This is a genomic window from Microbacterium sp. 1.5R, from assembly GCF_007667425.1.
Taxonomy (GTDB): domain Bacteria; phylum Actinomycetota; class Actinomycetes; order Actinomycetales; family Microbacteriaceae; genus Microbacterium.
This window is the reverse complement of sequence record NZ_VDRC01000001.1, coordinates 651,370-676,909: the sequence shown is the minus strand read 5'-3', so window position 1 is coordinate 676,909 and position 25,540 is coordinate 651,370. Positions and strand designations below refer to the sequence as shown.

Genomic DNA, 25,540 nt, shown 5'->3' with positions numbered 1-25,540 from the left:
ATCTGGGTGACGGCGAGAAGGAGGGGCGAGACGGAGGCTCAGGAGACCCAGGCGAGGATCAGGATCATCGTCGCCAGGAAGCCCGCGATGTAGTTGAGGGCGATGAAGCGGCGCCAGGCTCGATTCGTCCCGGCCGATGTCTCGTCGGTCACCGACCACCAGGGCGCCGCGTTCACGATGTAGGGCACCGCGAGCACGGCGGCGAGCGGACCCGGCCACGTGGTGAACAGCATCGCCACGCCCGCGAACACCCAGAGCAGGATCGCGAGACGCACGGTCGGCCGTGCGCCGATGACGGTCGCGATCGATCCGATGCCGGCCTCCCGGTCCGGAGCGATGTCCTGCACCGCGCCGAAGGCATGCGCCGCCATGCCCCAGAGGAAGAAGCCGATGAGCACGATCACCAGGGTCGGCGTCACGGATGCGCCGGCCAGGGCGAGTCCGACCACCGCCGGGGTCACGAAGTGCAGGCTCGACGTCGTCGAGTCGAGGAACGGGCGTTCCTTGAATCTCAGGCCGGGGGCGGAGTAGGCGATGACGGCGAAGACGCTGACGAGCAGCCAGATCCAGGACGCGAGGTTCCCCACGGCGAACAGATAGACGAGGAAGGGCAGGTTGGTGAGAGCAGCGGCCCACAGCGTCGCGCGGTGGATCCGTGGAGAGAGCAACGCTCCCTCGATCCCGCCCTTGCGCGGGTTGGCCAGGTCGGACGCGTAATCGAACACGTCGTTGATGCCGTACATCGCGAGGTTGTACGGCACGAGGAAGTACAGCGTGCCCAGGATCAGGGTGAGGTCGATCTCGCGGGTGGCCAGCAGATACGCGGCGGCGAACGGAAACGCCGTGTTGATCCAGCTGATGGGCCTGGACGACAGCACGATCTGGCGGATATCGCCTGCGACGGTGGAGGTCATGCCTCGGCCCTCTCTGCGCGAGCGTCGCGCGCCGCCCGCCGCGCCCTGAGGCACGACCAGAGCGCCGGCAGCAGGATCGCACCGGCGATCGGATAGGCGAAGTCCTCGAGCGGGGCCAGTCCGATCCGCACCCCCACCAGATGGTCGGGGGAGTAGTGGAAGAGTCCGCTGGCGATCATCACGGTGTCGAACACCGCGGTGAGGACGATCAGCGCCACCGCTGCGGTGGCGGCGGCGAGAACGTGGAGACGGCGGGCGCGTGGGGTGAGCATCGTGAGGACGACGGCTGCGACGACGGACGCCCCCAGGAACCAGGCCGCGAGCTGCAGGTAGGTCACGACGCCTGCTCCCTGCGAGGTCGACGGCGCAGGGCCCGCAGCACCCGCACGGCGCCCGTGTAGAGGATCATCGTGCACACCACGAGGAAGACGAGGAAGATCGGCTCCTCGAGCGGCAGCTCCGGGGCGAGCACGACACCTGTGGCGATCGCGCCGTCGCCGCGGAAGAAGATGCCGCCCGCGATGCCGGCGATGTCCCAGATCAGGAAGAATGCCAGTCCCACGACGGTCACGACGGATGCCGAGAGCGCATCCTTCCAGAAGAAGAGCCGGAACCGCCGGTCGAGGAGGAGCATGCAGCCGAGCGACACGAGCAGGCTCGCGAGGTAGACGACTCCCATCACACCGCGCCCCCCGCGGACGGGACGGCGGACGGGACCGGCAGGGGCCCGCCCGAATGATCGCCGCGGATCCTCTTCAGCACGATCTCGGCGCTGATGAGGCACATGGGTACGCCGACGCCGGGCGCCGTCGTACCGCCCGCGTAGAAGAGACCGGAGATCTTGCGCGACGCGTTCTGCGCCCGGAACATCGCGCTCTGCGAGAGGATGTGCGCAGGTCCGAGCATCCCGCCTCGCCATGAGTTGTAGTCGTCGCGGAAATCCGCCGGCCCTCTGGTCTCGCGGACGACGATCCGCTCGCGGAGGTCGGGGATGCCGGCCCAGCGCGAGATCAGATCGATGGCCTCGTCGGCCGCCCGCTCGATCGCCGGAGACCCGGCCCCGTCGGAACCGCCGCCCCCCAACTCGACATCAGCGGGGATGGGAACGAGCACGAACAGGTTCTCGTGCCCCTCCGGCGCCACGCTGTCGTCGCTGGCGCTGGGGCGGCAGACATACGTCGACGCGGGAGAGGGGATGGCGGGGTCGTCGCCGAAGATGGCGTCGAAGTTCGCATTCCAGTCGTCGGTGAAGAACAGCGAGTGGTGCGGCAACTGCGGGAGCTCGCCGCGGACTCCGAGCATCACCAGCACGGCTCCGGGGCCGCTCGTGCGGCGCTGCCACCAGCTCTCCGGGTAGGTGCGGAGCTCATCCGGCAGCAGAGCGGTCTCGGTGTGGTGCAGGTCGGCGGCGGATACCACGATGTCGGCCTCGACGGCGTGCGCGGTACCGTCGGCATCCCGCCATTCGATACCCGTGGCGACCGTCTTGCCCGAGCGCTTCGCGGTGCGGATCGCCGTGACGTCGGCATCCGTCACGATCGTCGCCCCCGCCTGCTCGGCCACCGCTCCGATGCGCTCGACGACACGCCAGAATCCGCCCTGGGGGTAGCTCACTCCCTCGTCGAGATCGAGCGCGCTCATCAGGTGGTACATCGCCGGTGCGCTGCGGGGGTCGGTGCCCAGGAAGACGGCCGGATACCCGAGGAGCTGGCGGATCACCGGATCGCGGAACCGTCGAGCGGCGAACGACTGCAGGCGTGTGCCGAGCAGAGTGGCGAGACGTGGGCCCGCGCCCAGCACCTCCTTCGTCGCGAGGGTGCTCCACTTCGTGAACGGGTTGTACAGGAAGTACCGTTCGGCCATGTCGCGTGCGTGGTGGGCGGAGTTCAGGTAGCCGTTCAGCTGTGCCGCCGAACCGGGCTCGCGCGCTTCGAAGAGCTTCGCGACCTCGGCGCGTCCGCTCGGCACCGTGACCGGTTCCGACCGGCCCTCGGCGGTCGGCTCCCGGAAGACGCGGTATCCGGGATCGAGCGGCGTCAGGTCGAGCTGTTCCTCGGTCGACGAGCCCATCATCGCGAAGAAGTGATCGAACACCTCCGGCATCAGATACCACGACGGGCCGGAATCGAACCGGAAGCCGTCGCGCTCGATGGTCCCCGCTCTGCCGCCGATGCGGGAGTTCTTCTCGTAGACGGTCACCTCGTGTCCGTCACGAGCCAGCAACCCGGCTGTCGCGAGGCCGGCGATGCCCCCTCCGATCACAGCGACCCGGCTCATCGGTCGCGCTCCACTGCGGTCACGGCGATCGCGCGCGCGGCGAGCAGCGCCTTGACCGGGTCGGGCACCCGGATGCGCCGCTCGTACAGCTGCGCCGCCGGCGTCGTGGCAACCCGACGCATGAGCGCCTCGAACAGCGCCAGCGCGCTGCGCACGGCGGCGCGGGCGTCTCGGGGGAGCAGCGGGATCGATCGGCGGGCATCGTCGAGTTGAGCGGTCACGGTGCGTACCCATTCGTCGCGGTCGGAGTCTGTGAGGCGCCCTGCGTCGCCGAGGTACCCGCGCTGCAGGCGATCGGTGTCGTCGGCGAGGTCGCGCAGGAAGTTCACGTTCTGGAAGGCGGCGCCGAGCTGTCGCGCGCCGTGGGTGAGCACCGCGCGCTCCTCCGCGGTGCGCGATTCGTCGCGCAGGAAGACGCGCAGGCACATCAGCCCGACGACCTCGGCGGAACCGTAGACGTAGCGCTCGTGCGCCTCGGCGTCGTAGGCGGTGAATTCGGTCGAACTCGCGATGTCGGCCGCCATGGAGTCGAAGAAGGGCTGGGTGAGGTCCTGGCCGATGCCGCATTCGCGAGCCGTCCGCGCGAACGCGTGCAGGATGAGATCCGTGCTGTACCCCACCTCCATCGTGCGATGCGTGGCTGCGACGTACGACGCGAGGGCCTCGTTCTGGGCCGAACTGTCCAGACCCGCCTGCGCGGCCACACCGTCCACGATCTCGTCCGCGATCCGCACCATCGCGTAGATGTTGCGGACGTGCTGACGGTGGCGCGCTCCGAGCAGTCTCGTCGCCAGACCGAACGAGGTCGAGTAGGTGCGGATGACTTCGGTGGAGGCGGTGTCCGCGGCGCGGCTGAACCGGTCGAGACTCTCCTCGCCCCGCGCGTCCTCGGTCGAGGTCATGCGCGGCGCCCCTGCAGGCGGGAGACCATGGCGAGGACGGTGTGCGCGGCATCCTCGCCGATCTCCCCGGCGAGCTCCGCCTCGGTGAGCAGGGCGTGCACGGCGTCGAGCTGGTCTCCGATCAGATCGGAGACGAAGGTCTCGGCCCCGCAAACGCGGAGGAGCTCGCGGAGCGTCTCCGCGTCCCGCTGTGAGAGGTCGGCTGAGCCGAACAGGGGGGCGATCTGCGCCCAGGTCTCGGTGGAGCGGGCGTACGCGATGATCGCGGTCTCCTTGCCCTCGCGCAGATCGGAGAACGCGTCCTTGCCGTGCGCGCGGTGGTCTCCGAACACGCAGAGCAGGTCGTCCTGCAGCTGATAGGCGAGCCCGAGGTGGCGACCCACGCTCGTCAGCGTCCGCTCCGCCGCGGGAGAGGAATCCGACAGCAGGGCAGCGGCCCGGAGCGGGAGCGAGAACGAGTACGTCGCCGTCTTGTAGATGCTCATGTCGAGGACGGTGCTGAGGTCGGGTCTGATGATCCCGTGGCTGAGCGCCACATCGGTGTGCTCGCCCGCCACCGTCTCGATGATCGTCTCTTCGACCAGGTCCAGCAGCCGGCCTCGCACGTCGGCGGGGACGTCTGCGCGCGCGAAGCCCATGACAGCGGCGGTGAGGAGGAGGTCGCCCATCAGGATCGCGCTCGATCGGGCCCAGTGCAGCGCGCCTTCGTCCGTCGCGGCTGGCGCGTTCGCGGCGAGCGCGCCGATCAGGTTGGGACCCTTGCGACGGGTGAGATCGCCGTCGATGACGTCGTCGTGAAGGAGGAACGCGTAGTGCAGCAATTCGATGAGGGCGGCGATCTCCACGGCAGCGGGGGTGAGGGACGCCGAGTGGTCGTGCGTGAGCGCTCGGTGGATGTCGAGCAGGAGGCGTGGTCGGACGAGCTTGCCGCCGAGGGAGTGGTCGGCCGCCGCGCGCCAGAGCGCGGCGAACTCCGCGCCGTAGGTCTCCGCGCTCGTGCTGTGGTGCACGAACCGCTGGCGCAGAGCCTCTTCGATCCGCGTGCCCATGTCCTCGTGGACCGCCGAGGGCGCCATCGTCAGAGAGCCCCTCGTTCGCGCATGATCGGGAGCTGCTCCACGAGCCAGGGGCTGAAGGCGAAGGGGGCGGCCGCGACCGCCGTCGCGAACTCCGCGGCGTCCACCCACGCCCATTCCGAGACCTCGTCGGGGTCAGGGGAGAGAGGTCCGTCGGCGATTGCCACGTGCACCGGGCAGATCTCGTTCTCGACGATGCCGCTCGCATCGATCGCGCGGTACCGGTACTCGGGTACCGCCATGGCGACGTCCGTGATGCGCAGCCCGAGTTCCTGCTCGGCGCGCCGGCGCACCGCGTCCTCCATCGCCTCGTCGGGGCGAGGGTGTCCGCAGAAGCTGTTGGTCCAGACGCCCGGCCATGTCCGCTTACCGAGCGCGCGACGAGTGATCAGAAGCCGCCCGTCACGATCCACGACGTAGCACGAGAACGCCAGGTGCAGCGGGGTGTCGGTGGTGTGCACGGCATCCTTGGCCATCACGCCGACGGCGACGCCATCGGGGGAGAGGAGGGTGACCTCGTCCATTGCGGAAACCTCCCTCGATTTCGCTAGCTTAGCTAATAATCAACATAACATGATTCCAATGGTGTGTAGCATGATGGCATGAACGACCGATCCGCCGCCAGCCCCGTCGAGGGCTTCGTGTCGGACGTGCGCGACGAAGCCGGCTCATCCCCCGACGGGCTCGCGCACGCCGCGATCTACGACGTCGAGGCCAGCGATCCGCGCAGCTCGCTCATCGACCGCAGCGGGGTCGCTCCGGAGGATCTCCGCCAGATCGCCGCGCTGATGGGGGCGATCGGAGAGCTGCGGGATGCCGAGCAGAAGCTGTCGCTCGCCTCACGCCGCTATATGCGCCTCAACGACACCGATATGCGAGCGCTGCACTACCTGATCGTGTGCGCCAATAAGAGCGTGACCGCGACGCCGGGCGGTATCGCGACGCACCTCGGCATCTCCACGGCCTCGACGACGAAACTGCTCGACCGTCTCGAGCGGGGCGGGCACATCCGTCGTGCCCCGCACCCGTCCGATCGGCGCGCCCTCGCCATCACGATCACGCCGGAGACTCGCCAGGCGGCGATGGATACGGTCGGTGCGCAGCAGGCGAAGCGGTTCTACTCGGCCGCCCGGCTGTCGCGCGAGGAGCGTGACGTCGTCATCCGATTCCTCGCCGACATGACACAGGAGATCACGCTCCGGGATGAGCCGTGGGCGCAAGCCGGAGCGTGACCGCCGACTGAGTCAGTGCGCCGCGTTATACGCCTCGATCACGGGGGCGGGAATGCGTCCGCGCTCCGAGAGGCTGTAGCCGTTGTCATTCGCCCAAGCGCGGATGGCCGCGACCTCGGGATTACGTGCGGGGCGCTTGCGCGAATTCGTCGAACGCGCGGGCGATGAGCCGCCGGCGCGGCGACCCGCGGAGATGTACGGCTCGAGCGCGGCACGCAATTCCTTCGCGTGGTCGTCGTTGAGGTCGATCTCGTACGCGGTGCCGTTCAGCGAGAAATGCACCGTCTCGCCCTCGCCCGCTTCCAGGACGCCGCCGTCGATGTCGTCAACCAGCTGATGCACAATTCTTTTCGCCATAAAGCACACGATACCGGCAGCATGCGAAATGCGACAATGCGGATTTCCCTGTGCGGCGTGCAGGAAATCACCTCACCCGCACCGGGGGGATCAGGGCAGGAGGCCGGCGCGGCGCGCTTTCGCCACGGCGGCATGCCGAGTCGAGGCGTCGAGTTTCGACATCGCCGTACCGAGGTAGGCCTTCACCGTCCCCTCGCGCAATCCGAGCTGCTGTGCGACCTCGGCGTTGGTGGCGCCGAGCGCCGCGCACGCGAGGACGTCCGTCTCGCGACGGGAGAGGTGCACCGTCGGGACGGGCCCGGTCGTCGTGTCCGCCGCGTCTCCGGCGATAGTGACCAGGCGGTGTTGGACCTGCGCGATCCTGGCGCGGAGCTCGGGGTCGTCGACGGCCGCCGCGATGCTCCGCAGCTCTGCGAAGGTCTCCCGCAATTCCTCGCGCTGCGCGGGTGCCACGGTGTCGGTCGCAGGATCGACCGCCCGGAGACGACGCGCGATCTCGTCACGGATGCGGAGCTCGTCCGCCACCGACTGCGCGACCTGCATGGCGGGCGCCGTCGTGACCCCGCCTTCCGGTGTGCGATCCCACGCCCCGGCGTAGAGCACGCCGCGTGGGCGCCCGCTCACGACGATCGGCAGCGCCAGGAGCGTGCGCAGACCTTCGCCCAGGACGAAGACGTCGTAGTCGTGCGTGATCTGCTGCGAAGAGCCGTAGTCGTTGGTCATACGCGGGCGGAGTTCGATCATCGCCCGTCCGCCGAGACCGCGCTCCGGCCGCACGCGCAGGCCGTCGAGGCTGTGCGTACGGTTGCCGACGATGCTCGTGACACTCACGACACCCTCGTCGATGAGGCCTCCGAACGCGACCGGGAAACGGGTGCGCTGAGCCAACTCGCGCACCGCGCGGGCGACGAGATCGGTCTCGGATTCCATTCCTGCCGGAGCGCTCACGACTACCTACTTTCGGGGGTGACGGCGCCGTTCCCCGTTTCGTAGCGTCGACCCTACCACTCGCCCGGTGCCCCCGTGCGAGCCGACGAACATGTGGCAAGGAGGCCCCATGAGCGACCACACAACGGCCGATTCGGCGGGAGCGATCGATTACGTCGCCGTCGAGCAGTCACCTCGATTCCGCACCCTCAAACGCACGCAGCGATCTTTCATCTTCCCGCTCGCGGCGTTCTTCCTCATCTGGTACTTCGTATACGTGCTGCTCGCGGCATTCGCGACCGAATTCATGTCGCAGCGGGTGTGGGGAGACGTGACGGTGGGGCTGCTCTTCGGGCTCGGACAATTCGTGACCACCTTCGCGATCACCATGGGATATGTCGCTTTCGCGAATCGGAGATTGGATCCCCTCGCGAGCGAGATCCGGGAAGACCTCGAGAAGAAGGCGCAGGGAGACGCATGAGCGGCGTGCGTGCAGCGAGCGAATCCCTCGCGGTCGAGAGCAACCCGGTCCTGAACATCTCGATCTTCGTCGCCTTCGTCGCGGTGACCTTGTTCATCGTCATCAGGGCGAGCAGGAACAACAAGACGGCGGCCGACTACTACGCCGCCGGCCGATCCTTCACCGGGCCGCAGAACGGCTTCGCGATCGCGGGCGACTATCTGTCCGCCGCGTCCTTCCTCGGCATCTGCGGAGCGATCGCGATCAACGGATACGACGGGTTCCTGTACTCCATCGGGTTCCTCGTCGCCTGGCTCGTCGCCCTGCTGCTCGTCGCCGAGCTGATGCGGAACACCGGCAAGTTCACGATGGCCGACGTGCTCTCGTTCCGGCTGCAGCAGCGTCCAGTGCGCATGGCCGCCGCGATCACGACCCTCGCAGTGTGCTTCTTCTACCTGCTGGCGCAGATGGCGGGGGCGGGAGGCCTCGTGTCGCTCCTGCTCGGCATCGACGGTCGGGTGGGTCAGTCCGTGGTGATCGCGGTGGTGGGCGTGCTGATGATCGTGTACGTGCTCATCGGCGGCATGAAGGGCACGACGTGGGTGCAGATCGTCAAAGCGTTCCTGCTCATCGGCGGCGCACTCGCGATGACCATCTGGGTCCTGGCGATCAACGGCTTCAACCTCAACACCCTGCTCGAAGCCGCGGTCGCGAACTCCGACAAGGGCGACGCCATCCTCGGTCCTGGTCTGCAGTACGGCGCGAACCCGTGGGACTTCCTGTCGCTCGGCATGGCGCTCGTGCTCGGGACGGCCGGTCTGCCGCACGTTCTCATGCGCTTCTACACCGTGCCGACGGCCAAGGAGGCGCGGCGGTCCGTCGTCTGGGCGATCTGGCTCATCGGCGGCTTCTATCTGCTGACGCTCGTGCTGGGCTACGGTGCCGGCGCGCTGGTGGGAGCTGACGTGATCGCCGCGGCCCCCGGCGGACCGAACTCCGCGGCACCTCTGCTCGCGCTCTACCTGGGCGGACCGGTGCTGCTCGGCTTCATCTCTGCGGTGGCGTTCGCCACGATCCTCGCCGTGGTCGCCGGACTCACCATCACCGCGGCGGCCTCGTTCGCGCACGACATCTACGCGAACGTCATCCAGAAGGACAAGAAGGATGCCGCGGGCAACCCCGTCGAACCGGATCCCAACGGCGAGGTGCGAGTCGCCCGCCGCACGGTCGTGGTGATCGGCATCCTGGCGATCATCGGCGGCATCGGTGCTCAGGGGCAGAACATCGCGTTCCTCGTCGCCCTGGCCTTCGCTGTCGCCGCGTCGGCCAACCTGCCGACGATCCTGTTCTCCCTGTTCTGGCGTCGCTTCACCACTCGCGGTGCGGTGTGGAGCATGTACGGCGGCCTCGGAGCGGCGATCATCCTCATCGTGCTGTCCCCGGTGTTCTCCGGGTCGCCGACCTCGATGATCCCCGGTATCGACATCGTGCTGTGGCCGATGAACAACCCCGGCATCGTCTCGATCCCGCTCGGATTCTTCCTCGGCTGGCTCGGCACGGTCACCAGCAGGCGGAAGGAGTCGCCGGCGCTCGCCGCAGAGATGGAAGTGCGCTCGCTCACCGGCTTCGGAGCGGAGAAGGCGACCGATCACTGACTCCTCTCGAGCGCCCTGTCGCGAGATCGCGGGGACCCCGGCGGCCTATACGCCGGGGGTCCCCGCCGTCGTGCGGCCCGGCCGCCTCAGCCCGGCGACTCGAGGTCGAGCAGGTACCGCTTGCGCTCCGGGTGGGCACCGTAGTGACCGGGCGAGCCGTCCGAGCGCACGACCCTGTGCACCGGGACGATGATGGAGAACGGGGTGTGACGGCACGCGGTACCCACTGCCCGCGCGGCGCCGGGATGACCTGCCAGCACGGCCACCTCCCCGTAGCTGAGCGTCTGCCCCCACTCGATCGTGCTGATCACCTGGAGCGCGGTGCGTGCGAATCCCGTCGCGAGGCGCCAGTCGAGGTGGATGTGATCCTCGAAGCGGATGGGAACCCCGTCGAAGTAGTCGTCGAGCAGAGCAGTGACCTCGTCGGCGGCACCCGGGTCGGGTTCTGGGGCGCTCCCCAGCTGCGTCGTGACGTTCTCGAGCAGCCAGGGCACCGATGGATCCGCCGCCTCCGAGAGATCGAAGCGCACGATGCCCTGGTCGGAGAAGACCGCGAGGGCATCGCCGAACGGAGTGGGGACGAAGTCGTACCGGAAGGTCATGTCGTCCATCTTGACGTGCGCGCTCCGAGAAGGAGGAGGGTGACGGGCAGGACGAGCAGGTTCCGTGGATCCACGGACGCGTCGCCCGCCGGTGCAGGAGCAGTGGACACCGCTGCGGGGGTTGAGCGGAGCGCAAATGCCGTGAAACCCGCCAGGGATACCGCCGACGCGACGGGTCGCGCCTAATGTGTGAGTTGTGTGGCGACGAGACGACAAGGCGGCGGATGACGCGGAGAAGGACGCCTCGGTGACCCTCGGCGACCTGCAGGCGCCGGCATCCGGAGTTCAGGTCGCGCACGCCGCCGAGGCCGAACGCACGCGGTTGCGCGCGGAAGCCGCCGATCTCGGCGGACCCTCGCCCCTCGTCACGTTCCGCGACACGGTCGAATCGGGCATCGACATCTCCAAGGCCCATCCGGGCAGCCTCCCGCAGTTCATCACAGGCAAGTCGACCCTCCTCTCGAATCTCTACCGCGACGAGGTGGGCCTCCGGACGGCCAGGCTCGCGGCCGAGCGGATCACCGCCAAGAACACCGAACTGCGAACGGTGCGCGGCATCGAGGCGGTGCACCTCGCCGTCGGCGTCGCCGGATGGCGCATCGGGGGAGCCGACTTCGCCGCTCCCGTCCTTCTCCGTCCGCTCGCCATCCGCCGCCACCACTCCGACTTCGAGCTCAAGCTGCAGGGCTCGTTCGAGGTCAACCCCGAACTCGTCCGCATCGCGCGTGAGCACTTCGGCATCTCCATCGACGCCGCAGCCCTCGCCGCCCTCGCCTACGAAGGGGGCATCTTCAAACCGCAGCCCGTGATCGACAGCCTGCGTGGTATCACCCGCTCGATCGACACCTTCTCGGTTACACCCCGCCTCGTCGTGTCGACGTTCGCCGACGTGGGCGGAGCGATGTCCCGCGACGCCGTCGATCTCGACCACGTCGTTCTGAACGCCCTCGCCGGTCACGTCGGCGACCGCGAGCAGGTCTCTGCGCGTCGCCCCGATCCGCACTACACCGGGCCGGATGACCGCGCCCCCGCCTCGGACAACCTCCTGCTCGATGCCGACGCCGAGCAGGAGGCCGTGCTCACCCGCATCGCGGCAGGGCACTCGCTGACCGTCGCCACGCTGCCCGGGACGGGGGGAACGCAGACCGTCATCAATGCGCTCGGGGAGCTCGTCCGCAACGGGAAGCGCGTCCTCGTCGTGTCGGCTCGTCGATCCACCCTCGACGGGGTCCGTCACCGTCTCGCGGGGATCGGGCTCGACAGCCTCGCCGTGTCGCCGGCGAGCGTCCGCCGCGACCTCGTGCGCGCGATCGGTCGCAACGAGAAGGCCACGGCGCCGAAGGTCAGCGACGTCGACGACGCGCTCGTGCGACTGCGCACAGTGCTGCGCGACTACCGGCGGTCGCTCACCACCCCCGTGTCGGGCACCGGCGCCTCAGTTCTCGACGCGACCCGGCACCTCACCAGGCTCGCGTCGCTGCCGCATCCGCCCTCGACCACCGCACGCTTCAGCAGCGAGACGCTGCGGCGTCTCGCCGACGACCGCTCTGGTGCCGCGTCCGCGCTCGCGCAGGCGGCGCGCCTCGGCGAGTTCCGATTCGGGCCGGACGACTCGCCCTGGTACGGCGTCACCTTCCCGAGCACCGAGGCGGCTCGCGCCGCACATGACCTCGCGGGTCGTCTGCACGCCGACAGCGTGCCGGCCCTGCTCGAGCGCGGTTATGCGCTGATCGCGCAGACGCACATGCGGCCGTTCTCGACGATCGATGAGCTGGGCGAGTACCTGCGTCTCCTGCAGGGCATCCGCGACACGCTCGATCGGTTCAGCCCCACGGTGTTCGAACGCCCACTCGGCGAGCTCATCCAGGCGCACGGATCCCGACGCGATTCGCCCGGGATGTCCGGCGCGAACCGCCGGCGTCTACGCCGCCTCGCCAAGGAATATGTGCGTCCGGGCGTGCACATCGGCGAGATGCACGAGGCGTTGTTGCGGATCCAGGCGCAGCGCACGCAGTGGCAGCGCTGCGTGGAGGCCGGGGTCGCCCCGGAGATCCCCCTCGGCCTGGCCGAGGTGTACTCGTCGTGGCAGCGGGTCGCCGCCGAGCTGTCGGAGCTCGACGCCGCCCTCGGACGCCGGGAACCCCTCGCCTCGCTCCCGGTCGCTCGACTCGTGCGGATGCTGGCGGGTCTCGCGGCGAAGTCCGACGTCTTCGACAACCTCGTCGAGCGTGCGCGACTGCGTGACCGCCTCGCCGAGCTCGGACTCGAGCCGCTGCTGGCCGATCTGTCTGTGCGGCACGTGTCGGAGACCCGCGTCGGCGACGAGCTGGAGTTCGCCTGGTGGCAGTCGCTCCTCGAGCGGGCGCTGCAGGACGACCGGTCGCTGCTCGGGGCGAACACCGCTGTGGTCGATCGTCTCGAACGCGACTTCCGCCTCGTCGACGAAGCGCACGCCGCCATGGCCGGACCGTTGCTCGCCTGGCAGCTCGCGAATCAGTGGAAGATCGCCATCGTCGACGAGCCGCAGCAGTCTCAGCATCTGCGCAGCGCGCTCAAGCAGCCCGGGTCGACGACGGCCGAGATCGTGAGCGCTGCACCCACGCTCGTCGGCGCCCTCGCCCCGGTGTGGATCTCGTCGCCCTACCTGGTGCCGGAGATCCCCGAGTCCGTGGAGTTTGACACCCTCCTCCTCGTCGATGCTGCGGCGATCAACCTGGCCGAGGCGGGGCCTGCGATCCGCCGTGCCAGGCAGGTGGTCGCCTTCGGTGATCCGGTCACGCAGCGACCCACGCCGTTCCACGTCGCCGTCGACCCCGACGCCGCCTGGGAGGAAGAGGTCCCCTTCGACTCGGTGTCGGTGTTCGAGCGCCTGTCCGAGCTGCTGCCGGTGCTCACTCTGACGCGCAGTTACCGGGCGGGCGGAGAGGATCTCGCCGAGCTCATCAACGACGCCTTCTACGGCGGAGAGATCGTGTCGTTGCCGTGGGCCGGCTCGTACCTCGGCCGCGGCAGTCTGACCGTCGACTACGTCGAGGGCGGCACCGGAGCCCCGGACCCCGTCTCCGGCGCGGTCGAGAGCCCCGACGCGGAGGTCGCCCGAGTGGTCACCCTGGTGGTCGAACATGCGGTGCATCGTCCGGAGGAGTCGCTGATGGTGGTCACCGCCAGCAGGCGTCACGCCGAGCGCGTGCGCGCCGCAGTGACATCCGCCTTCGCAGGGCGCACAGACGTCGCGGACTTCGTCGGCCGCGACACCGCGGAGCCGTTCGCCGTGCTCACCCTCGAGGAGTCGGTCGCCGAGAGCCGCGACCGGGTGATCCTCTCCCTGGGCTTCGGCCTCACCAAACACGGTCGCGTGCTCAGCGATTTCGGCGACCTCTCGACACCGGACGGCGAGCGGCTGCTGACAGTCGGGATGACCCGCGCCCGGCGTTCGATGGTGATCGTGTCGTCGATCCGTCCGTCGGCCTTCGACGACGGACGTCTGGAGTACGGCGCGGCGACGCTCATGTCGATCCTCGGTGGCCTCGCCACTCGCGGACGCGATGCACGACTGGAAGACCTCGCCGACCCGTTGACGCTGGCTCTCGCCCGTGAACTCCGCCGCCTGGGGGCGGCCGTCGACGTGGACTACCGCGGCCTGCTGCCGCTCGTCGCCCAGCACGGCGGCAAGGCCGTCGTCATCGAATGCGACCCCGAGACGCGGGGGGAGTCGCTCCGGGAGACGCTGCGACTGCGCCCGCACGTGCTGCGCCGGCTCGGCTGGCACTACGTGCGTGTGCACGCCTTCGACCTCTACAGCGACCCGGTCACCGCCGCGACGCGCATCGCCGGGGTCCTCGGGATCTCGCCTTCGGTGCCCCGTGCCGAAGACGACACCCAGCCGATCGACATCGTCGACCCGCGCGATGGCTGAGGAGCCCGACGAGGACGAGCAGCGGCAGAAGGTCGTTCGCGTTCCCGGCTCGCGACGGGCGAGGCTGACGCCCGTCCGCGGTTCCGACACGGCGCCTGAGGTGCCGGAGCGGCGGCAGTCTCCGGCATCCGCTCCGAAGGGGCCGAAGGGACCGAACGACGAGCGGATGCTGGGAGACGTGCCGCCGCACTACTGAGCGACCGACCGGGTGAGCGACCGACCGGGGCCGGCCGCTCAGCGAGGTCAGTCGCGGGCGCTGTTCCGCGCGAGCAGGTCGCGGATCTCGACCAGCAGCTCGGCCTCGGTCGCCGCGGCCGGCTCCTCCTCCGGCGATTCGGCGGGGGTGCCCTTGCGCGCCTCGACGTGAGCCTTGAACGTGTTCATCGGCAGGACGAAGACGAAGTAGACGACGGCGGCGACGGCGAGGAAGCTGATGAGCGCCGAGATGAGGTCGCCCAGCGGGAAGGTGACCTCGTTGCCGTAGATGTTGGTGACGGTGGGACCGAACTGCCCTGTGGCGTCCGCCTCGAAGAAGAGGGCGACGAGAGGGGTGATGACGCTGTTGACGATCGCGGTGACGATCGCCGTGAAGGCGGTGCCGATGACGACGGCGACGGCCAGGTCGATGACGTTCCCGCGGATCAGGAAGTCCTTGAATCCTTTGAGCATGAGAGTTCTCCGATCGATCAGGAGTCAGGAGGAGGCAGGTGTCGCGGCGGGTGCCGCTGCCGTGCTCGACGACGACTCAGACTTCGATGATGCCGAAGCATCCTTCTTCGCTCCAGAACCGCCCCGCGAGTCGGTCCGATAGAAGCCGGAGCCGTTGAAGGTCACCCCGATCGAGCCGTACTGCTTGCGCAGCTCCCCTCCGCACTCCGGGCAGACTGTGAGTGCGTCGTCGGAGAAGCTCTGCACGGCGTCGAAGGCGTGGCCGCACGAGCGGCAGGCATAGGCGTAGGTGGGCATGGCGGTCCTCGTCGGTCAGCGTCGCGTGGGCGACAGGAGAAGAGTCTGGGTCGGCGTCACGACACCGTTCACCGGTTGGTCGTGCACCTCGCTCGGCAGGGAGTCGAGCACCTCGGAATCATAGATCACGGCGTAGACGGGAGGGCATTTCTCCATGGAGCCGATCGTCTTGTCGAAGTATCCGCGCCCCCAGCCCATGCGCATGCCGGTGCGGTCGACGGCTGCGGCGGGGATGATCATCAGGTCGACGTCGTTCACGGCGATCGGGCCGAGCACCTCTCCGGTCGGCTCGGGGAGTCCGAACAGGCCTTCGGCGATCTCGTCGTCGTCCGTCGCGACGGCCCAGTCGAGCAGACCGTCGGCGCGCGTGACCGGGAGCAGCACGCGGATGCCGCGCCGCACGGCCGCTCGGACGAACTCGCGCGTGCCCGGCTCGGTGGTCGTGGAGAGGAAGCAGGAGACGGACGACGCCCCGAGCTGGGCGACCAGTTCGTCCAGACGCCCGGCTATCGCGGACGCGGCGCTCTCGCGCTGTGCCTCGCTGAGCAGCTGACGTCTCTCCCGGAGCTCGGCGCGCAGTGCGCGCTTCTCGTGCTCGACGTCGTTCGACATGCCTCAGAGTCTACGGCGAGGCGCCCCACTAGGCTGAGGGGATGGGTCATCAGAAGATCAAAGCCGTCATTCCCGCAGCCGGACTGGGAACGCGATTCCTGCCGGCGACGAAGGCGATGCCGAAGGAGATGCTGCCTGTCGTCGACAAGCCGGCCATCCAGTACGTCGTCGAAGAGGCGGCGAACGCCGGGATCGACGACATCCTCGTGATCATCGGCCGGAACAAGAACGCCATCTCGAACCACTTCGACTCGGTGCCCGAGCTCGAGGTGAAGCTGATGGAGAAGGGCGACACCGGTCGACTCGAGCGGGTCATGGCGTCGAGCGACCTCGCTGACATCCATTTCGTCCGCCAGGGCGAGCCCAAGGGCCTCGGCCATGCGGTCCTCCGCGCACGCACGCACGTGGGCGACAGCTCCTTCGCCGTCCTGCTCGGAGATGACCTGATGGACGAGCGCGATCCGCTGCTGACCGAGATGATCGCCGAGCACGAACGCACCGGTGCGGCGATCGTCGCCCTCATGGAGGTCGACCCGGCGAACATCCACATGTACGGAGCCGCGGCCGTCGAGGCTCTCGAGGGGTCGGATGCCGTGCGCGTCACCGGCCTGGTCGAGAAGCCCGCGCAGGAGGACGCTCCGTCGAACCTCGCGATCATCGGCCGCTACGTGCTGCCGGCCTCCGTCTTCGAGGTGCTCGAGCGCACCCAGCCCGGCAAGGGCGGGGAGATCCAGCTGACCGATGCGCTGCAGGAGCTCGCCGCGGATCCGAACGGGCCCGGCGTCGCCGGTGTGATCTTCCGTGGCCGCCGTTACGACACGGGTGACCGCGTCGACTACATCAAGGCCATCGTCCAGCTCGCATCAGATCGTGATGACCTCGGCGCGGAGCTGCGCCCCTGGCTGAAGGAATTCGCGGAACGCCTCTAGGCGCGACGTGGGCCTCGGAGGCATTCTGATGGATCAGGCGACGGGGATGCGGCACGGGCCCGTCGAGCTGCGCCTGGTGCGATCCCGCGACGCGAGGGCGCTGCAGAACGAGCTGCTCTCGAATCGGACGTGGCTGCAGCCCTGGGAGGCGACAGTCCCGCACGGATCCGTGTCGTTCGACATGCGCCTCAGCATCCGTCGCCTCCTGCAGCAGTATCGCGATGGCGGGGGGTACCCGTTCGTGATGGAGTACGACGGCGAGGTCGCCGGCCAGCTCAACGTGTGGGGCGTGGCACGTGGCTCACTGTGCTCGGCCACCATCGGCTACTGGGTCAGCGAGCGATTCGCCGGACGGGGGATCACCCCCACCGCCGTCGCGCTCGCGACGGACGCATGCTTCACGGAGTACGGCCTGCACCGGATGGAGATCTGCATCCGGCCCGAGAACGCCGCGAGCCTGCGGGTCGTCCAGAAGCTCGGCTTCCGTTACGAGGGCCTCCGTCGCCGGTACATCCACATCGACGGCGACTGGCGTGACCACTACGCGTTCGCCCTCACGCGCGACGATGTGCCGCAGGGGGTGCTCGCGCGATGGCTGAGCGGCGAGGTGCCGCTGCACGCGGCAGACGTGCCGCCCGCGGACCGTTTGTCGATCTGACACCGGGTCGCGGGGAATCCGGTCGCGACACGCGCCCCGACTGAGGGCTGTCGCGACACGTGTTCCCGTACCGTTGTCGACATGGACGGGCCGGTGCTGAGCGGAGGAGTGATCGTGCTCGTCGCCGTGCTCCTGTGGCTGCTCTATCTGCTGCCCTCATGGCGGGGTCGATTTCAGTACGACGCGGCCGAACGCAACGCCGTTCGCCTCAACCAGGCGCTGCGAGTGCTTGCCGAAACGAGCGAGACGCCGGGCGAGGTGCGCCTCGAGCTGAACGCGCGCACGGCGCTCGCGCAGCAGAAGCTCGCCAAGCGTCTGCAGTCCGAGAAGGAGGCCGCGGAGCTCGCGGTGCTCCGGGAGCAACTCGCAGCCGCGAAGGCGGACCCTGCGGTGCGGCAGGCGCGTGCGCGTCGTCGCGTGCGGATCGCCTCATCGTCCCTCGTGCTGGCTGGACTCGTGCTCGTCGGCCTCGGGGTGTGGCAGCTCCTTGCTGCGCAGACGCAGCTTCTGCTCTGGGTGGGCGCGGCGGCCGTGGTCGTCGGCGGCATCCTTCTGCAGCGGATGGCGTCGGTCGCTGGTCGAGCCGTCCGTCGCACCGTGCAGGAGAACGAGTCCGTGCGTGAACGCGTATCGCCGCCGCTGCACGACCAGGGACGTGCCACATGGACTCCTCGGCAGCTGCCGGAACCGCTGGTGTCGGTCTCCGGGTCCCGTGCGCAGGCGGCACGTGCCGAGATGGATGCGCAGGAAGAGCGTCGCAAAGCGGCGCGTCTGGCAGAACTCCGCGAGCGTGCGGAGCGGATGGCCCCCGCGGCTCCCGTGGCGCTTCCGGCCCCGAAGCCGGTGACCGAGCCTGCGGCGTCGTCGCCTTTCGCGCGCATGGGTTTCGTCGACGACGCCGAGATCGAGGCACACGTTCGTGAGCTCTTGAGCAAGCGCGCTGCCGGGTGACCGGCCGGACGCAGCGACCTCGTCCGGCGTGCTAACGTAGTCGAGGTTCAAGGGCCTATGGCGCAGTTGGTAGCGCGCCTCGTTCGCATCGAGGAGGTCAGGGGTTCGAATCCCCTTAGGTCCACCACCACCGAAACCCCCGGGTCGCCCCGGGGGTTTCGTCGTACCCGGGGCGTTCGGGCGGGGCGACTCCTCAGCGCGTTCTCGCGGAGCGCTCCGTGGCCCGTTCCGATGGGCGCTTGCCAGGGAGTTCTCATGGCGATCCTTCTCAGGCTTCGGGCGACGTCCCGCTCCGCCGCGGGTGCGCCGCGACGCGCACCCCCGGTTCAGCTCGCGGACGATCCCGGGGTCAGCCCCGGGCGCAGCGGGGCGACACGCCCGGCCGACCGTGGCGATTTGCCGAGACCCCGGGATCCGCGTAACTTATTACTTGTTCGCCCCACAGGGAAGCGGAGAGGCCGAGAGCTTCACCCCCCTCAAGCGGAGAACCACCTTCCACGCCGATCAGCTCCTCGGAGCAGATCACGGACACACTTCTGTGTGACATGGAGGCTTCCCGAACGGGACGGCGGTCGATTTGACAGCTGCTCCGAGACGGATAAGCTAGTGAAGTTGCCTCAGCGCGATCAGCGCAAGGCACGGAACTGGTCCTGATCTTCACGGCATGTCGATTTGACAGCCGGAAAGACCCAGGTAAGATTGAGAAGTTGCCCTTCGGGCCTGACTGTGATGGTTGGGTCGGGGGAGCGTCCGATCCTTGAGAACTCAACAGCGTGCACTTGTCAAATGCCAAATAACCTCGATCCTGCTTCGGCAGGGTGAGATTCCTTTGGATCAAAGACCACTTCCTTTGGGGAGTGGCAACGGATAGTCAGCAATGAATATCTCTTTGGTCAGCATCAAACTCGCTGCGTCGCCCTATTCCGGGTGTTCGTATGCATTTCTTTTTTACGGAGAGTTTGATCCTGGCTCAGGATGAACGCTGGCGGCGTGCTTAACACATGCAAGTCGAACGGTGAAGCCCAGCTTGCTGGGTGGATCAGTGGCGAACGGGTGAGTAACACGTGAGCAACCTGCCCCTGACTCTGGGATAAGCGCTGGAAACGGCGTCTAATACTGGATACGAGTAGCGGCCGCATGGTCAGTTACTGGAAAGATTTTTTGGTTGGGGATGGGCTCGCGGCCTATCAGCTTGTTGGTGAGGTAATGGCTCACCAAGGCGTCGACGGGTAGCCGGCCTGAGAGGGTGACCGGCCACACTGGGACTGAGACACGGCCCAGACTCCTACGGGAGGCAGCAGTGGGGAATATTGCACAATGGGCGAAAGCCTGATGCAGCAACGCCGCGTGAGGGATGACGGCCTTCGGGTTGTAAACCTCTTTTAGCAGGGAAGAAGCGAAAGTGACGGTACCTGCAGAAAAAGCGCCGGCTAACTACGTGCCAGCAGCCGCGGTAATACGTAGGGCGCAAGCGTTATCCGGAATTATTGGGCGTAAAGAGCTCGTAGGCGGTTTGTCGCGTCTGCTGTGAAATCCCGAGGCTCAACCTCGGGCCTGCAGTGGGTACGGGCAGACTAGAGTGCGGTAGGGGAGATTGGAATTCCTGGTGTAGCGGTGGAATGCGCAGATATCAGGAGGAACACCGATGGCGAAGGCAGATCTCTGGGCCGTAACTGACGCTGAGGAGCGAAAGGGTGGGGAGCAAACAGGCTTAGATACCCTGGTAGTCCACCCCGTAAACGTTGGGAACTAGTTGTGGGGTCCATTCCACGGATTCCGTGACGCAGCTAACGCATTAAGTTCCCCGCCTGGGGAGTACGGCCGCAAGGCTAAAACTCAAAGGAATTGACGGGGACCCGCACAAGCGGCGGAGCATGCGGATTAATTCGATGCAACGCGAAGAACCTTACCAAGGCTTGACATATACGAGAACGGGCCAGAAATGGTCAACTCTTTGGACACTCGTAAACAGGTGGTGCATGGTTGTCGTCAGCTCGTGTCGTGAGATGTTGGGTTAAGTCCCGCAACGAGCGCAACCCTCGTTCTATGTTGCCAGCACGTAATGGTGGGAACTCATGGGATACTGCCGGGGTCAACTCGGAGGAAGGTGGGGATGACGTCAAATCATCATGCCCCTTATGTCTTGGGCTTCACGCATGCTACAATGGCCGGTACAAAGGGCTGCAATACCGCGAGGTGGAGCGAATCCCAAAAAGCCGGTCCCAGTTCGGATTGAGGTCTGCAACTCGACCTCATGAAGTCGGAGTCGCTAGTAATCGCAGATCAGCAACGCTGCGGTGAATACGTTCCCGGGTCTTGTACACACCGCCCGTCAAGTCATGAAAGTCGGTAACACCTGAAGCCGGTGGCCTAACCCTTGTGGAGGGAGCCGTCGAAGGTGGGATCGGTAATTAGGACTAAGTCGTAACAAGGTAGCCGTACCGGAAGGTGCGGCTGGATCACCTCCTTTCTAAGGAGCATCTGAAGTCTTCGGACTTCCAGAACCCAGTTCGAAGGCATACGTTCTTCGCTGGGAGCTCATGGGTGGAACATTTGACATGGTGCGAAGGATGTTGGTCTTCTCTAGTACACCGCTTGCGGTAGGAACGGGGAGGGTGACGGATGTCGCACCTGCACGCTGTTGGGTCCTGAGGGACCGGGCCGGCCTTCGGGTCGAACTGGACCTCTGGGCCTTTTGTCGTCTCCCCGGGTGGGAGGGGATGAGGGGTACCGCCCGTACTTTGAGAACTACACAGTGGACGCGAGCATCTTGCAACAACTTTCGGGTTGTTGCGCAAGATGATCTTAAAGATCATTAGTCAATTTCTGATCCCGCCTTCGGGTGGGGTCGAGTTTTTGATTCGAACTCATGTGATTTCAAGTCTTTAAGAGCAAACGGTGGATGCCTTGGCATCTGGAGCCGAAGAAGGACGTAGCAATCTGCGATAAGCCTCGGGGAACTGATAAGCAAGTTTTGATCCGAGGGTGTCCGAATGGGGAAACCCCGCTGGGCGGCGTGCCGACCTAGTGACTCCCGCCTGAATATATAGGGCGGGTAGAGGGAACGTGGGGAAGTGAAACATCTCAGTACCCACAGGAAGAGAAAGCAACCGCGATTCCGTTAGTAGTGGCGAGCGAAACCGGATCAGGCTAAACCGAGCGTGTGTGATATCCGGCAGGAGTTGCACGTTCGGGGTTGTGGGACTTTTCAGTCATCTCTGCCGAGATGGCGGCGTTACAAGAGGGTATAGACGAACGGTCTTGAAAGGCCGGTCATAGAGGGTGCCAACCCCGTAGTCGAAATGCCTCCCTTGGCGCGAAGAGTATCCCAAGTAGCACGGGGCCCGTGAAATCCCGTGTGAATCTGTCAGGACCACCTGATAAGCCTAAATACTCCCAGATGACCGATAGCGGACAAGTACCGTGAGGGAAAGGTGAAAAGTACCCCGGGAGGGGAGTGAAATAGTACCTGAAACCGTTTGCTTACAAACCGTTGGAGCACCCCTGGTAGGTGTGACAGCGTGCCTTTTGAAGAATGAGCCTGCGAGTTAGCGATATGTGGCGAGGTTAACCCGTGTGGGGTAGCCGTAGCGAAAGCGAGTCTGAATAGGGCGATTCAGTCGCATGTCCTAGACCCGAAGCGAAGTGATCTATCCATGGCCAGGTTGAAGCGACGGTAAGACGTCGTGGAGGACCGAACCCACTTAGGTTGAAAACTGAGGGGATGAGCTGTGGATAGGGGTGAAAGGCCAATCAAACTTCGTGATAGCTGGTTCTCTCCGAAATGCATTTAGGTGCAGCGTTGCGTGTTTCTTGCCGGAGGTAGAGCTACTGGATGGCCGATGGGCCCTACAAGGTTACTGACGTCAGCCAAACTCCGAATGCCGGTAAGTGAGAGCGCAGCAGTGAGACTGTGGGGGATAAGCTTCATAGTCGAGAGGGAAACAACCCAGACCACCAACTAAGGTCCCAAAGCGCGTGCTAAGTGGGAAAGGATGTGGAGTTGCTTTGACAACCAGGAGGTTGGCTTAGAAGCAGCCACCCTTGAAAGAGTGCGTAATAGCTCACTGGTCAAGTGATTCCGCGCCGACAATGTAACGGGGCTCAAGCACGCCACCGAAGTTGTGGCATTGACATTATTGGTAGGCCTTCGTGGTCCAGCCGTGTTGATGGGTAGGAGAGCGTCGTGTGGCCAGCGAAGCGGCGGTGGAAACCAGCCGTGGAGGCTACACGAGTGAGAATGCAGGCATGAGTAGCGAAAGACGTGTGAGAAACACGTCCTCCGAAAGACCAAGGGTTCCAGGGTCAAGCTAATCTTCCCTGGGTAAGTCGGGACCTAAGGCGAGGCCGACAGGCGTAGTCGATGGACAACGGGTTGATATTCCCGTACCGGCGAAGAACCGCCCAAACTAATCTAGTAGTGCTAAGTGTCTGAATCCCACTGACTGATCCCTTCGGGGTGACGCTGTGGGCCTAGCGCACGACCCCATGCTGGTGCGGTTAGCGTATTAACAGGTGTGACGCAGGAAGGTAGTCCAAGCCAGGCGATGGTTGTCCTGGTGCAAGTGCGTAGGCCGAGTCATAGGCAAATCCGTGACTCATACAGGCTGAGACACGATGCGGATAAAAAGTGGATGATCCTATGCTGCCAAGAAAAGCATCGACGCGAGGTTCTAGCTGCCCGTACCCCAAACCGACTCAGGTGGTCAGGTAGAGAATACCAAGGAGATCGAGAGAATCGTGGTTAAGGAACTCGGCAAAATGCCCCCGTAACTTCGGGAGAAGGGGGGCCATCCACTTATACGGACTTGCTCCGAAAAGGGTGTGGTGGCCGCAGAGACTAGTGGGTAGCGACTGTTTACTAAAAACACAGGTCCGTGCCAAGTCGCAAGACGATGTATACGGACTGACGCCTGCCCGGTGCTGGAAGGTTAAGAGGACCGGTTAGCCGCAAGGCGAAGCTGAGAATTTAAGCCCCAGTAAACGGCGGTGGTAACTATAACCATCCTAAGGTAGCGAAATTCCTTGTCGGGTAAGTTCCGACCTGCACGAATGGCGTAACGACTTCCCAACTGTCTCAACCGCGAACTCGGCGAAATTGCATTACGAGTAAAGATGCTCGTTACGCGCAGCAGGACGGAAAGACCCCGTGACCTTTACTACAGCTTGGTATTGGTGTTCGGTGTGGCTTGTGTAGGATAGGTGGGAGACTGTGAAGCATGGACGCCAGTTCATGTGGAGTCATTGTTGAAATACCACTCTGGTCACTCTGGATATCTAACTTCGAACCGTAATCCGGTTCAGGGACAGTGCCTGGTGGGTAGTTTAACTGGGGCGGTTGCCTCCCAAAAAGTAACGGAGGCGCCCAAAGGTTCCCTCAACCTGGTTGGCAATCAGGTGTCGAGTGTAAGTGCACAAGGGAGCTTGACTGTGAGACTGACAGGTCGAGCAGGGACGAAAGTCGGGACTAGTGATCCGGCAGTGGCTTGTGGAAGCGCTGTCGCTCAACGGATAAAAGGTACCTCGGGGATAACAGGCTGATCTTGCCCAAGAGTCCATATCGACGGCATGGTTTGGCACCTCGATGTCGGCTCGTCGCATCCTGGGGCTGGAGTAGGTCCCAAGGGTTGGGCTGTTCGCCCATTAAAGCGGTACGCGAGCTGGGTTTAGAACGTCGTGAGACAGTTCGGTCCCTATCCGCTGCGCGCGTAGGAAGTTTGAGAGGATCTGACCCTAGTACGAGAGGACCGGGTTGGACGAACCTCTGGTGTGTCAGTTGTTCCGCCAGGAGCACCGCTGATTAGCTACGTTCGGGATGGATAACCGCTGAAAGCATCTAAGCGGGAAGCCGGCCTCAAGATGAGACTTCCATACCTTCGGGTGAGAGGCTCCCAGCCAGACTACTGGGTTGATAGGCCAGATGTGGAAGCACGGTAACGTGTGCAGCTGACTGGTACTAATAAGCCGATGACTTGATAACACACCGTTCGTTGGTGCTTGCGTCCACTGAGTGGTTCTCGATGTACGGTCGAGAACCGCATAAATGACTTTGTCGTTATGCAAACGATTGAAACATCAATAGTGTTTCGGCGGCCATAGCGTGAGGGAAACGCCCGGTTACATTCCGAACCCGGAAGCTAAGCCTCACAGCGCCGATGGTACTGCAGGGGGGACCCTGTGGGAGAGTAGGACACCGCCGGACTCCTTTTAGACAGAAGAGCCACCCAAAGTTGGGTGGCTCTTCTGCGTTAACGGTCCAGATTCATCGCCGCAGCCGGGATTCGAGGACCGACGCGGTCTCGTGCACGGCATCCGCCAGCATGTGCTCGTCGAGACCGGGATCCGCCCACGTGACGGCGACGGCGGCGACCGGCCATCCAGCGTGGTCGCGCACGACGGCCCCGACGCTGCGCAGCCCGTCGGCGACCTCGCTGTCCTCTGACGCGTAGCCGCGCTCGCGTACTGAGCGCAAGAGCTCGCGCAGTTCCCGGGGCGTGCGGGGCCCGAGCCCGGTGCGGTCGGGGAACGCCGAGGCGCTCGGATAGAGGGCGCGCACCTGCTCCCGGGGCAGGGCGGCGAGCATCGCGCGCCCCGACGCGGTGAGGTGGGCGGGGAGCCGCACCCCGACGTCGGTGATGAGCGCGGGGCGACGCGGCGCTCGTTCCTCCACGATGTAGAGCACGTCACCCCCGCTCATCACCGCGAGGTGCGCGCTCTCGCCGAGGCGGTCTGACAGCGCGGCCACGATCGGCCGACCGAGGCGGGCGAGCGGCTGCTGCCGCGTGTATCCGCCCGCGAGTTCGAAGGCCGAGGTGCCCAGACCCCAACGGCGGTCATCGGCGAGATGCAGGACGAAGCCGTGCTCGGCCATCGTGGTGAGCAGGTGATAGACCGTCGACCGGGGGAGCGCGAGATCGCGGGCGATCGCCGAGGCCGCGACCGGCGCCGGTCGCCCGGCGAGGTAGCGCAGCATCCGCAGGGTGTTGTCGGCTGCCGGCACCTGTGCGCCGGAGCTCTGTCCTCGGCCTTCTCCGATGTCTGGGATCACAGACACAGGATGCCATAGGGCCCTGTCTCGAGCCAACGCGCGGGTGTGGAATCGAATC

At 65.9% G+C, this 25,540-nt stretch carries 22 protein-coding genes, 1 tRNA gene and 3 rRNA genes; 12 read left to right on the top strand and 14 right to left on the bottom strand.

Annotated elements, in window-relative coordinates:
* Nucleotides 1–38: 38 nt before the first annotated feature.
* Genes FSY98_RS03320 through idi form a run of 7 tightly spaced genes read right to left on the bottom strand, consistent with a single transcriptional unit; the run spans nt 39 to nt 5,693 of the window.
* Nucleotides 39–914 (bottom strand): prenyltransferase, encoded by an 876-nt coding sequence (locus FSY98_RS03320; protein ID WP_144873953.1) that lies wholly within the window; start codon nt 912–914, stop codon nt 39–41.
* A complete protein-coding gene (locus tag FSY98_RS03315; protein WP_144873951.1) occupies nt 911–1,252 on the bottom strand; it encodes a lycopene cyclase domain-containing protein in 342 nt (113 codons plus the stop codon). Before FSY98_RS03315 ends, FSY98_RS03320 begins: the two co-directional genes overlap by 4 nt.
* Nucleotides 1,249–1,593 (bottom strand): lycopene cyclase domain-containing protein, encoded by a 345-nt coding sequence (locus FSY98_RS03310; protein WP_144873949.1) that lies wholly within the window; start codon nt 1,591–1,593, stop codon nt 1,249–1,251. The genes FSY98_RS03315 and FSY98_RS03310 overlap by 4 nt, the downstream gene beginning before the upstream one ends.
* Nucleotides 1,593–3,191: a phytoene desaturase family protein gene (crtI, locus tag FSY98_RS03305; protein WP_144873947.1), complete on the bottom strand. Its 1,599-nt coding sequence runs from the start codon at nt 3,189–3,191 to the stop codon at nt 1,593–1,595. The genes FSY98_RS03310 and crtI overlap by 1 nt, the downstream gene beginning before the upstream one ends.
* Nucleotides 3,188–4,093 carry a squalene/phytoene synthase family protein gene (locus tag FSY98_RS03300; RefSeq protein ID WP_144873946.1) on the bottom strand — a complete coding sequence of 302 codons (906 nt, stop codon included), beginning with the start codon at nt 4,091–4,093 and terminating at the stop codon, nt 3,188–3,190. Before FSY98_RS03300 ends, crtI begins: the two co-directional genes overlap by 4 nt.
* On the bottom strand, nt 4,090–5,169 hold the full coding sequence (locus FSY98_RS03295; protein WP_144873944.1) for a polyprenyl synthetase family protein: 1,080 nt from the start codon (nt 5,167–5,169) through the stop codon (nt 4,090–4,092). The genes FSY98_RS03300 and FSY98_RS03295 overlap by 4 nt, the downstream gene beginning before the upstream one ends.
* Before the next feature lie 2 nt (nt 5,170–5,171).
* Nucleotides 5,172–5,693: an isopentenyl-diphosphate Delta-isomerase gene (gene idi / locus FSY98_RS03290; protein ID WP_144873942.1), complete on the bottom strand. Its 522-nt coding sequence runs from the start codon at nt 5,691–5,693 to the stop codon at nt 5,172–5,174.
* Between the two features lie 78 nt (nt 5,694–5,771).
* Here idi and FSY98_RS03285 point away from each other — a divergent pair, with 78 nt between their 5' ends.
* Nucleotides 5,772–6,401, top strand: coding sequence for a MarR family winged helix-turn-helix transcriptional regulator (locus FSY98_RS03285; RefSeq protein WP_144873940.1), 630 nt, complete (start codon nt 5,772–5,774; stop codon nt 6,399–6,401).
* Between the two features lie 12 nt (nt 6,402–6,413).
* Here the strand turns inward: FSY98_RS03285 and FSY98_RS03280 are convergent, their stop codons facing one another.
* Nucleotides 6,414–6,758: an Lsr2 family protein gene (locus tag FSY98_RS03280; protein ID WP_144873938.1), complete on the bottom strand. Its 345-nt coding sequence runs from the start codon at nt 6,756–6,758 to the stop codon at nt 6,414–6,416.
* Nucleotides 6,759–6,848: 90 nt separating this feature from the next.
* Nucleotides 6,849–7,706: a LuxR C-terminal-related transcriptional regulator gene (locus FSY98_RS03275; protein WP_186307530.1), complete on the bottom strand. Its 858-nt coding sequence runs from the start codon at nt 7,704–7,706 to the stop codon at nt 6,849–6,851.
* A gap of 109 nt (nt 7,707–7,815) precedes the next feature.
* Between FSY98_RS03275 and FSY98_RS03270 the strand changes: the two genes are divergently transcribed.
* Together FSY98_RS03270 and FSY98_RS03265 are read left to right on the top strand one after the other, a co-directional pair.
* Nucleotides 7,816–8,166, top strand: coding sequence for a DUF485 domain-containing protein (locus FSY98_RS03270; RefSeq protein ID WP_144873936.1), 351 nt, complete (start codon nt 7,816–7,818; stop codon nt 8,164–8,166).
* Nucleotides 8,163–9,800 carry a cation acetate symporter gene (locus FSY98_RS03265; protein ID WP_144873935.1) on the top strand — a complete coding sequence of 546 codons (1,638 nt, stop codon included), beginning with the start codon at nt 8,163–8,165 and terminating at the stop codon, nt 9,798–9,800. The genes FSY98_RS03270 and FSY98_RS03265 overlap by 4 nt, the downstream gene beginning before the upstream one ends.
* 86 nt (nt 9,801–9,886) lie before the next feature.
* Here the strand turns inward: FSY98_RS03265 and FSY98_RS03260 are convergent, their stop codons facing one another.
* Nucleotides 9,887–10,402, bottom strand: a complete 516-nt coding sequence (locus FSY98_RS03260; protein WP_144873933.1) for a methylated-DNA--[protein]-cysteine S-methyltransferase — start codon at nt 10,400–10,402, stop codon at nt 9,887–9,889.
* 196 nt (nt 10,403–10,598) lie between these two features.
* Here FSY98_RS03260 and FSY98_RS03255 point away from each other — a divergent pair, with 196 nt between their 5' ends.
* Nucleotides 10,599–14,318 carry an AAA family ATPase gene (locus FSY98_RS03255; RefSeq protein ID WP_144873931.1) on the top strand — a complete coding sequence of 1,240 codons (3,720 nt, stop codon included), beginning with the start codon at nt 10,599–10,601 and terminating at the stop codon, nt 14,316–14,318.
* A complete protein-coding gene (locus FSY98_RS03250) occupies nt 14,311–14,514 on the top strand; it encodes a hypothetical protein (RefSeq protein ID WP_144873929.1) in 204 nt (67 codons plus the stop codon). The genes FSY98_RS03255 and FSY98_RS03250 overlap by 8 nt, the downstream gene beginning before the upstream one ends.
* A 47-nt stretch (nt 14,515–14,561) precedes the next feature.
* On the opposite strand, the gene mscL is transcribed toward FSY98_RS03250, so the two are convergent.
* From mscL to FSY98_RS03235, 3 genes are read right to left on the bottom strand one after another with little or no spacing between them, the layout of a single operon-like run.
* On the bottom strand, nt 14,562–14,987 hold the full coding sequence (mscL, locus tag FSY98_RS03245; protein ID WP_144873927.1) for a large conductance mechanosensitive channel protein MscL: 426 nt from the start codon (nt 14,985–14,987) through the stop codon (nt 14,562–14,564).
* Nucleotides 14,988–15,011: 24 nt separating this feature from the next.
* Nucleotides 15,012–15,284, bottom strand: coding sequence for an FmdB family zinc ribbon protein (locus FSY98_RS03240; protein ID WP_144873925.1), 273 nt, complete (start codon nt 15,282–15,284; stop codon nt 15,012–15,014).
* Between the two features lie 15 nt (nt 15,285–15,299).
* Nucleotides 15,300–15,896: a 5-formyltetrahydrofolate cyclo-ligase gene (locus FSY98_RS03235; RefSeq protein ID WP_144873923.1), complete on the bottom strand. Its 597-nt coding sequence runs from the start codon at nt 15,894–15,896 to the stop codon at nt 15,300–15,302.
* A gap of 41 nt (nt 15,897–15,937) precedes the next feature.
* On the opposite strand from FSY98_RS03235, the gene galU reads away from it, so the two are divergent.
* From galU to rrf, 7 genes are all read left to right on the top strand, one after another.
* A complete protein-coding gene (gene galU / locus FSY98_RS03230) occupies nt 15,938–16,825 on the top strand; it encodes a UTP--glucose-1-phosphate uridylyltransferase GalU (RefSeq protein WP_144873921.1) in 888 nt (295 codons plus the stop codon).
* Nucleotides 16,826–16,871: 46 nt separating this feature from the next.
* Nucleotides 16,872–17,483, top strand: a complete 612-nt coding sequence (locus FSY98_RS03225; protein ID WP_144876586.1) for a GNAT family N-acetyltransferase — start codon at nt 16,872–16,874, stop codon at nt 17,481–17,483.
* Nucleotides 17,484–17,564: 81 nt separating this feature from the next.
* Nucleotides 17,565–18,434, top strand: coding sequence for a hypothetical protein (locus FSY98_RS03220; RefSeq protein WP_144873919.1), 870 nt, complete (start codon nt 17,565–17,567; stop codon nt 18,432–18,434).
* A gap of 51 nt (nt 18,435–18,485) precedes the next feature.
* Nucleotides 18,486–18,561: transfer RNA gene (locus FSY98_RS03215), tRNA-Ala, on the top strand.
* 820 nt (nt 18,562–19,381) lie between these two features.
* Nucleotides 19,382–20,904, top strand: a 16S ribosomal RNA gene (locus FSY98_RS03210).
* A gap of 405 nt (nt 20,905–21,309) precedes the next feature.
* Nucleotides 21,310–24,414: ribosomal RNA gene (locus FSY98_RS03205) — 23S ribosomal RNA — on the top strand.
* A gap of 105 nt (nt 24,415–24,519) precedes the next feature.
* Nucleotides 24,520–24,636: ribosomal RNA gene (gene rrf / locus FSY98_RS03200) — 5S ribosomal RNA — on the top strand.
* Together the 16S, 23S and 5S rRNA genes form the textbook arrangement of a ribosomal RNA operon.
* Nucleotides 24,637–24,696: 60 nt before the next feature.
* On the opposite strand, the gene FSY98_RS03195 is transcribed toward rrf, so the two are convergent.
* Nucleotides 24,697–25,434, bottom strand: coding sequence for an IclR family transcriptional regulator (locus tag FSY98_RS03195; protein ID WP_260857364.1), 738 nt, complete (start codon nt 25,432–25,434; stop codon nt 24,697–24,699).
* Nucleotides 25,435–25,540 lie beyond the last annotated feature (106 nt).

Coding starts and splice junctions, on each gene's coding strand:
- FSY98_RS03320 (WP_144873953.1), bottom strand. CDS start 914: ATGACCTCCACCGTCGCAGGCGATATCCGCCAGATCGTGCTGTCGTCC.
- FSY98_RS03240 (WP_144873925.1), bottom strand. CDS start 15,284: ATGCCCACCTACGCCTATGCCTGCCGCTCGTGCGGCCACGCCTTCGAC.
- FSY98_RS03220 (WP_144873919.1), top strand. CDS start 17,565: ATGGACGGGCCGGTGCTGAGCGGAGGAGTGATCGTGCTCGTCGCCGTG.
- FSY98_RS03295 (WP_144873944.1), bottom strand. CDS start 5,169: ATGGCGCCCTCGGCGGTCCACGAGGACATGGGCACGCGGATCGAAGAG.
- FSY98_RS03235 (WP_144873923.1), bottom strand. CDS start 15,896: ATGTCGAACGACGTCGAGCACGAGAAGCGCGCACTGCGCGCCGAGCTC.
- FSY98_RS03300 (WP_144873946.1), bottom strand. CDS start 4,093: ATGACCTCGACCGAGGACGCGCGGGGCGAGGAGAGTCTCGACCGGTTC.
- FSY98_RS03250 (WP_144873929.1), top strand. CDS start 14,311: ATGGCTGAGGAGCCCGACGAGGACGAGCAGCGGCAGAAGGTCGTTCGC.
- FSY98_RS03270 (WP_144873936.1), top strand. CDS start 7,816: ATGAGCGACCACACAACGGCCGATTCGGCGGGAGCGATCGATTACGTC.
- FSY98_RS03280 (WP_144873938.1), bottom strand. CDS start 6,758: ATGGCGAAAAGAATTGTGCATCAGCTGGTTGACGACATCGACGGCGGC.
- FSY98_RS03265 (WP_144873935.1), top strand. CDS start 8,163: ATGAGCGGCGTGCGTGCAGCGAGCGAATCCCTCGCGGTCGAGAGCAAC.
- crtI (WP_144873947.1), bottom strand. CDS start 3,191: ATGAGCCGGGTCGCTGTGATCGGAGGGGGCATCGCCGGCCTCGCGACA.
- galU (WP_144873921.1), top strand. CDS start 15,938: ATGGGTCATCAGAAGATCAAAGCCGTCATTCCCGCAGCCGGACTGGGA.
- FSY98_RS03285 (WP_144873940.1), top strand. CDS start 5,772: ATGAACGACCGATCCGCCGCCAGCCCCGTCGAGGGCTTCGTGTCGGAC.
- idi (WP_144873942.1), bottom strand. CDS start 5,693: ATGGACGAGGTCACCCTCCTCTCCCCCGATGGCGTCGCCGTCGGCGTG.
- FSY98_RS03260 (WP_144873933.1), bottom strand. CDS start 10,402: ATGACCTTCCGGTACGACTTCGTCCCCACTCCGTTCGGCGATGCCCTC.
- mscL (WP_144873927.1), bottom strand. CDS start 14,987: ATGCTCAAAGGATTCAAGGACTTCCTGATCCGCGGGAACGTCATCGAC.
- FSY98_RS03225 (WP_144876586.1), top strand. CDS start 16,872: ATGCGGCACGGGCCCGTCGAGCTGCGCCTGGTGCGATCCCGCGACGCG.
- FSY98_RS03310 (WP_144873949.1), bottom strand. CDS start 1,593: ATGGGAGTCGTCTACCTCGCGAGCCTGCTCGTGTCGCTCGGCTGCATG.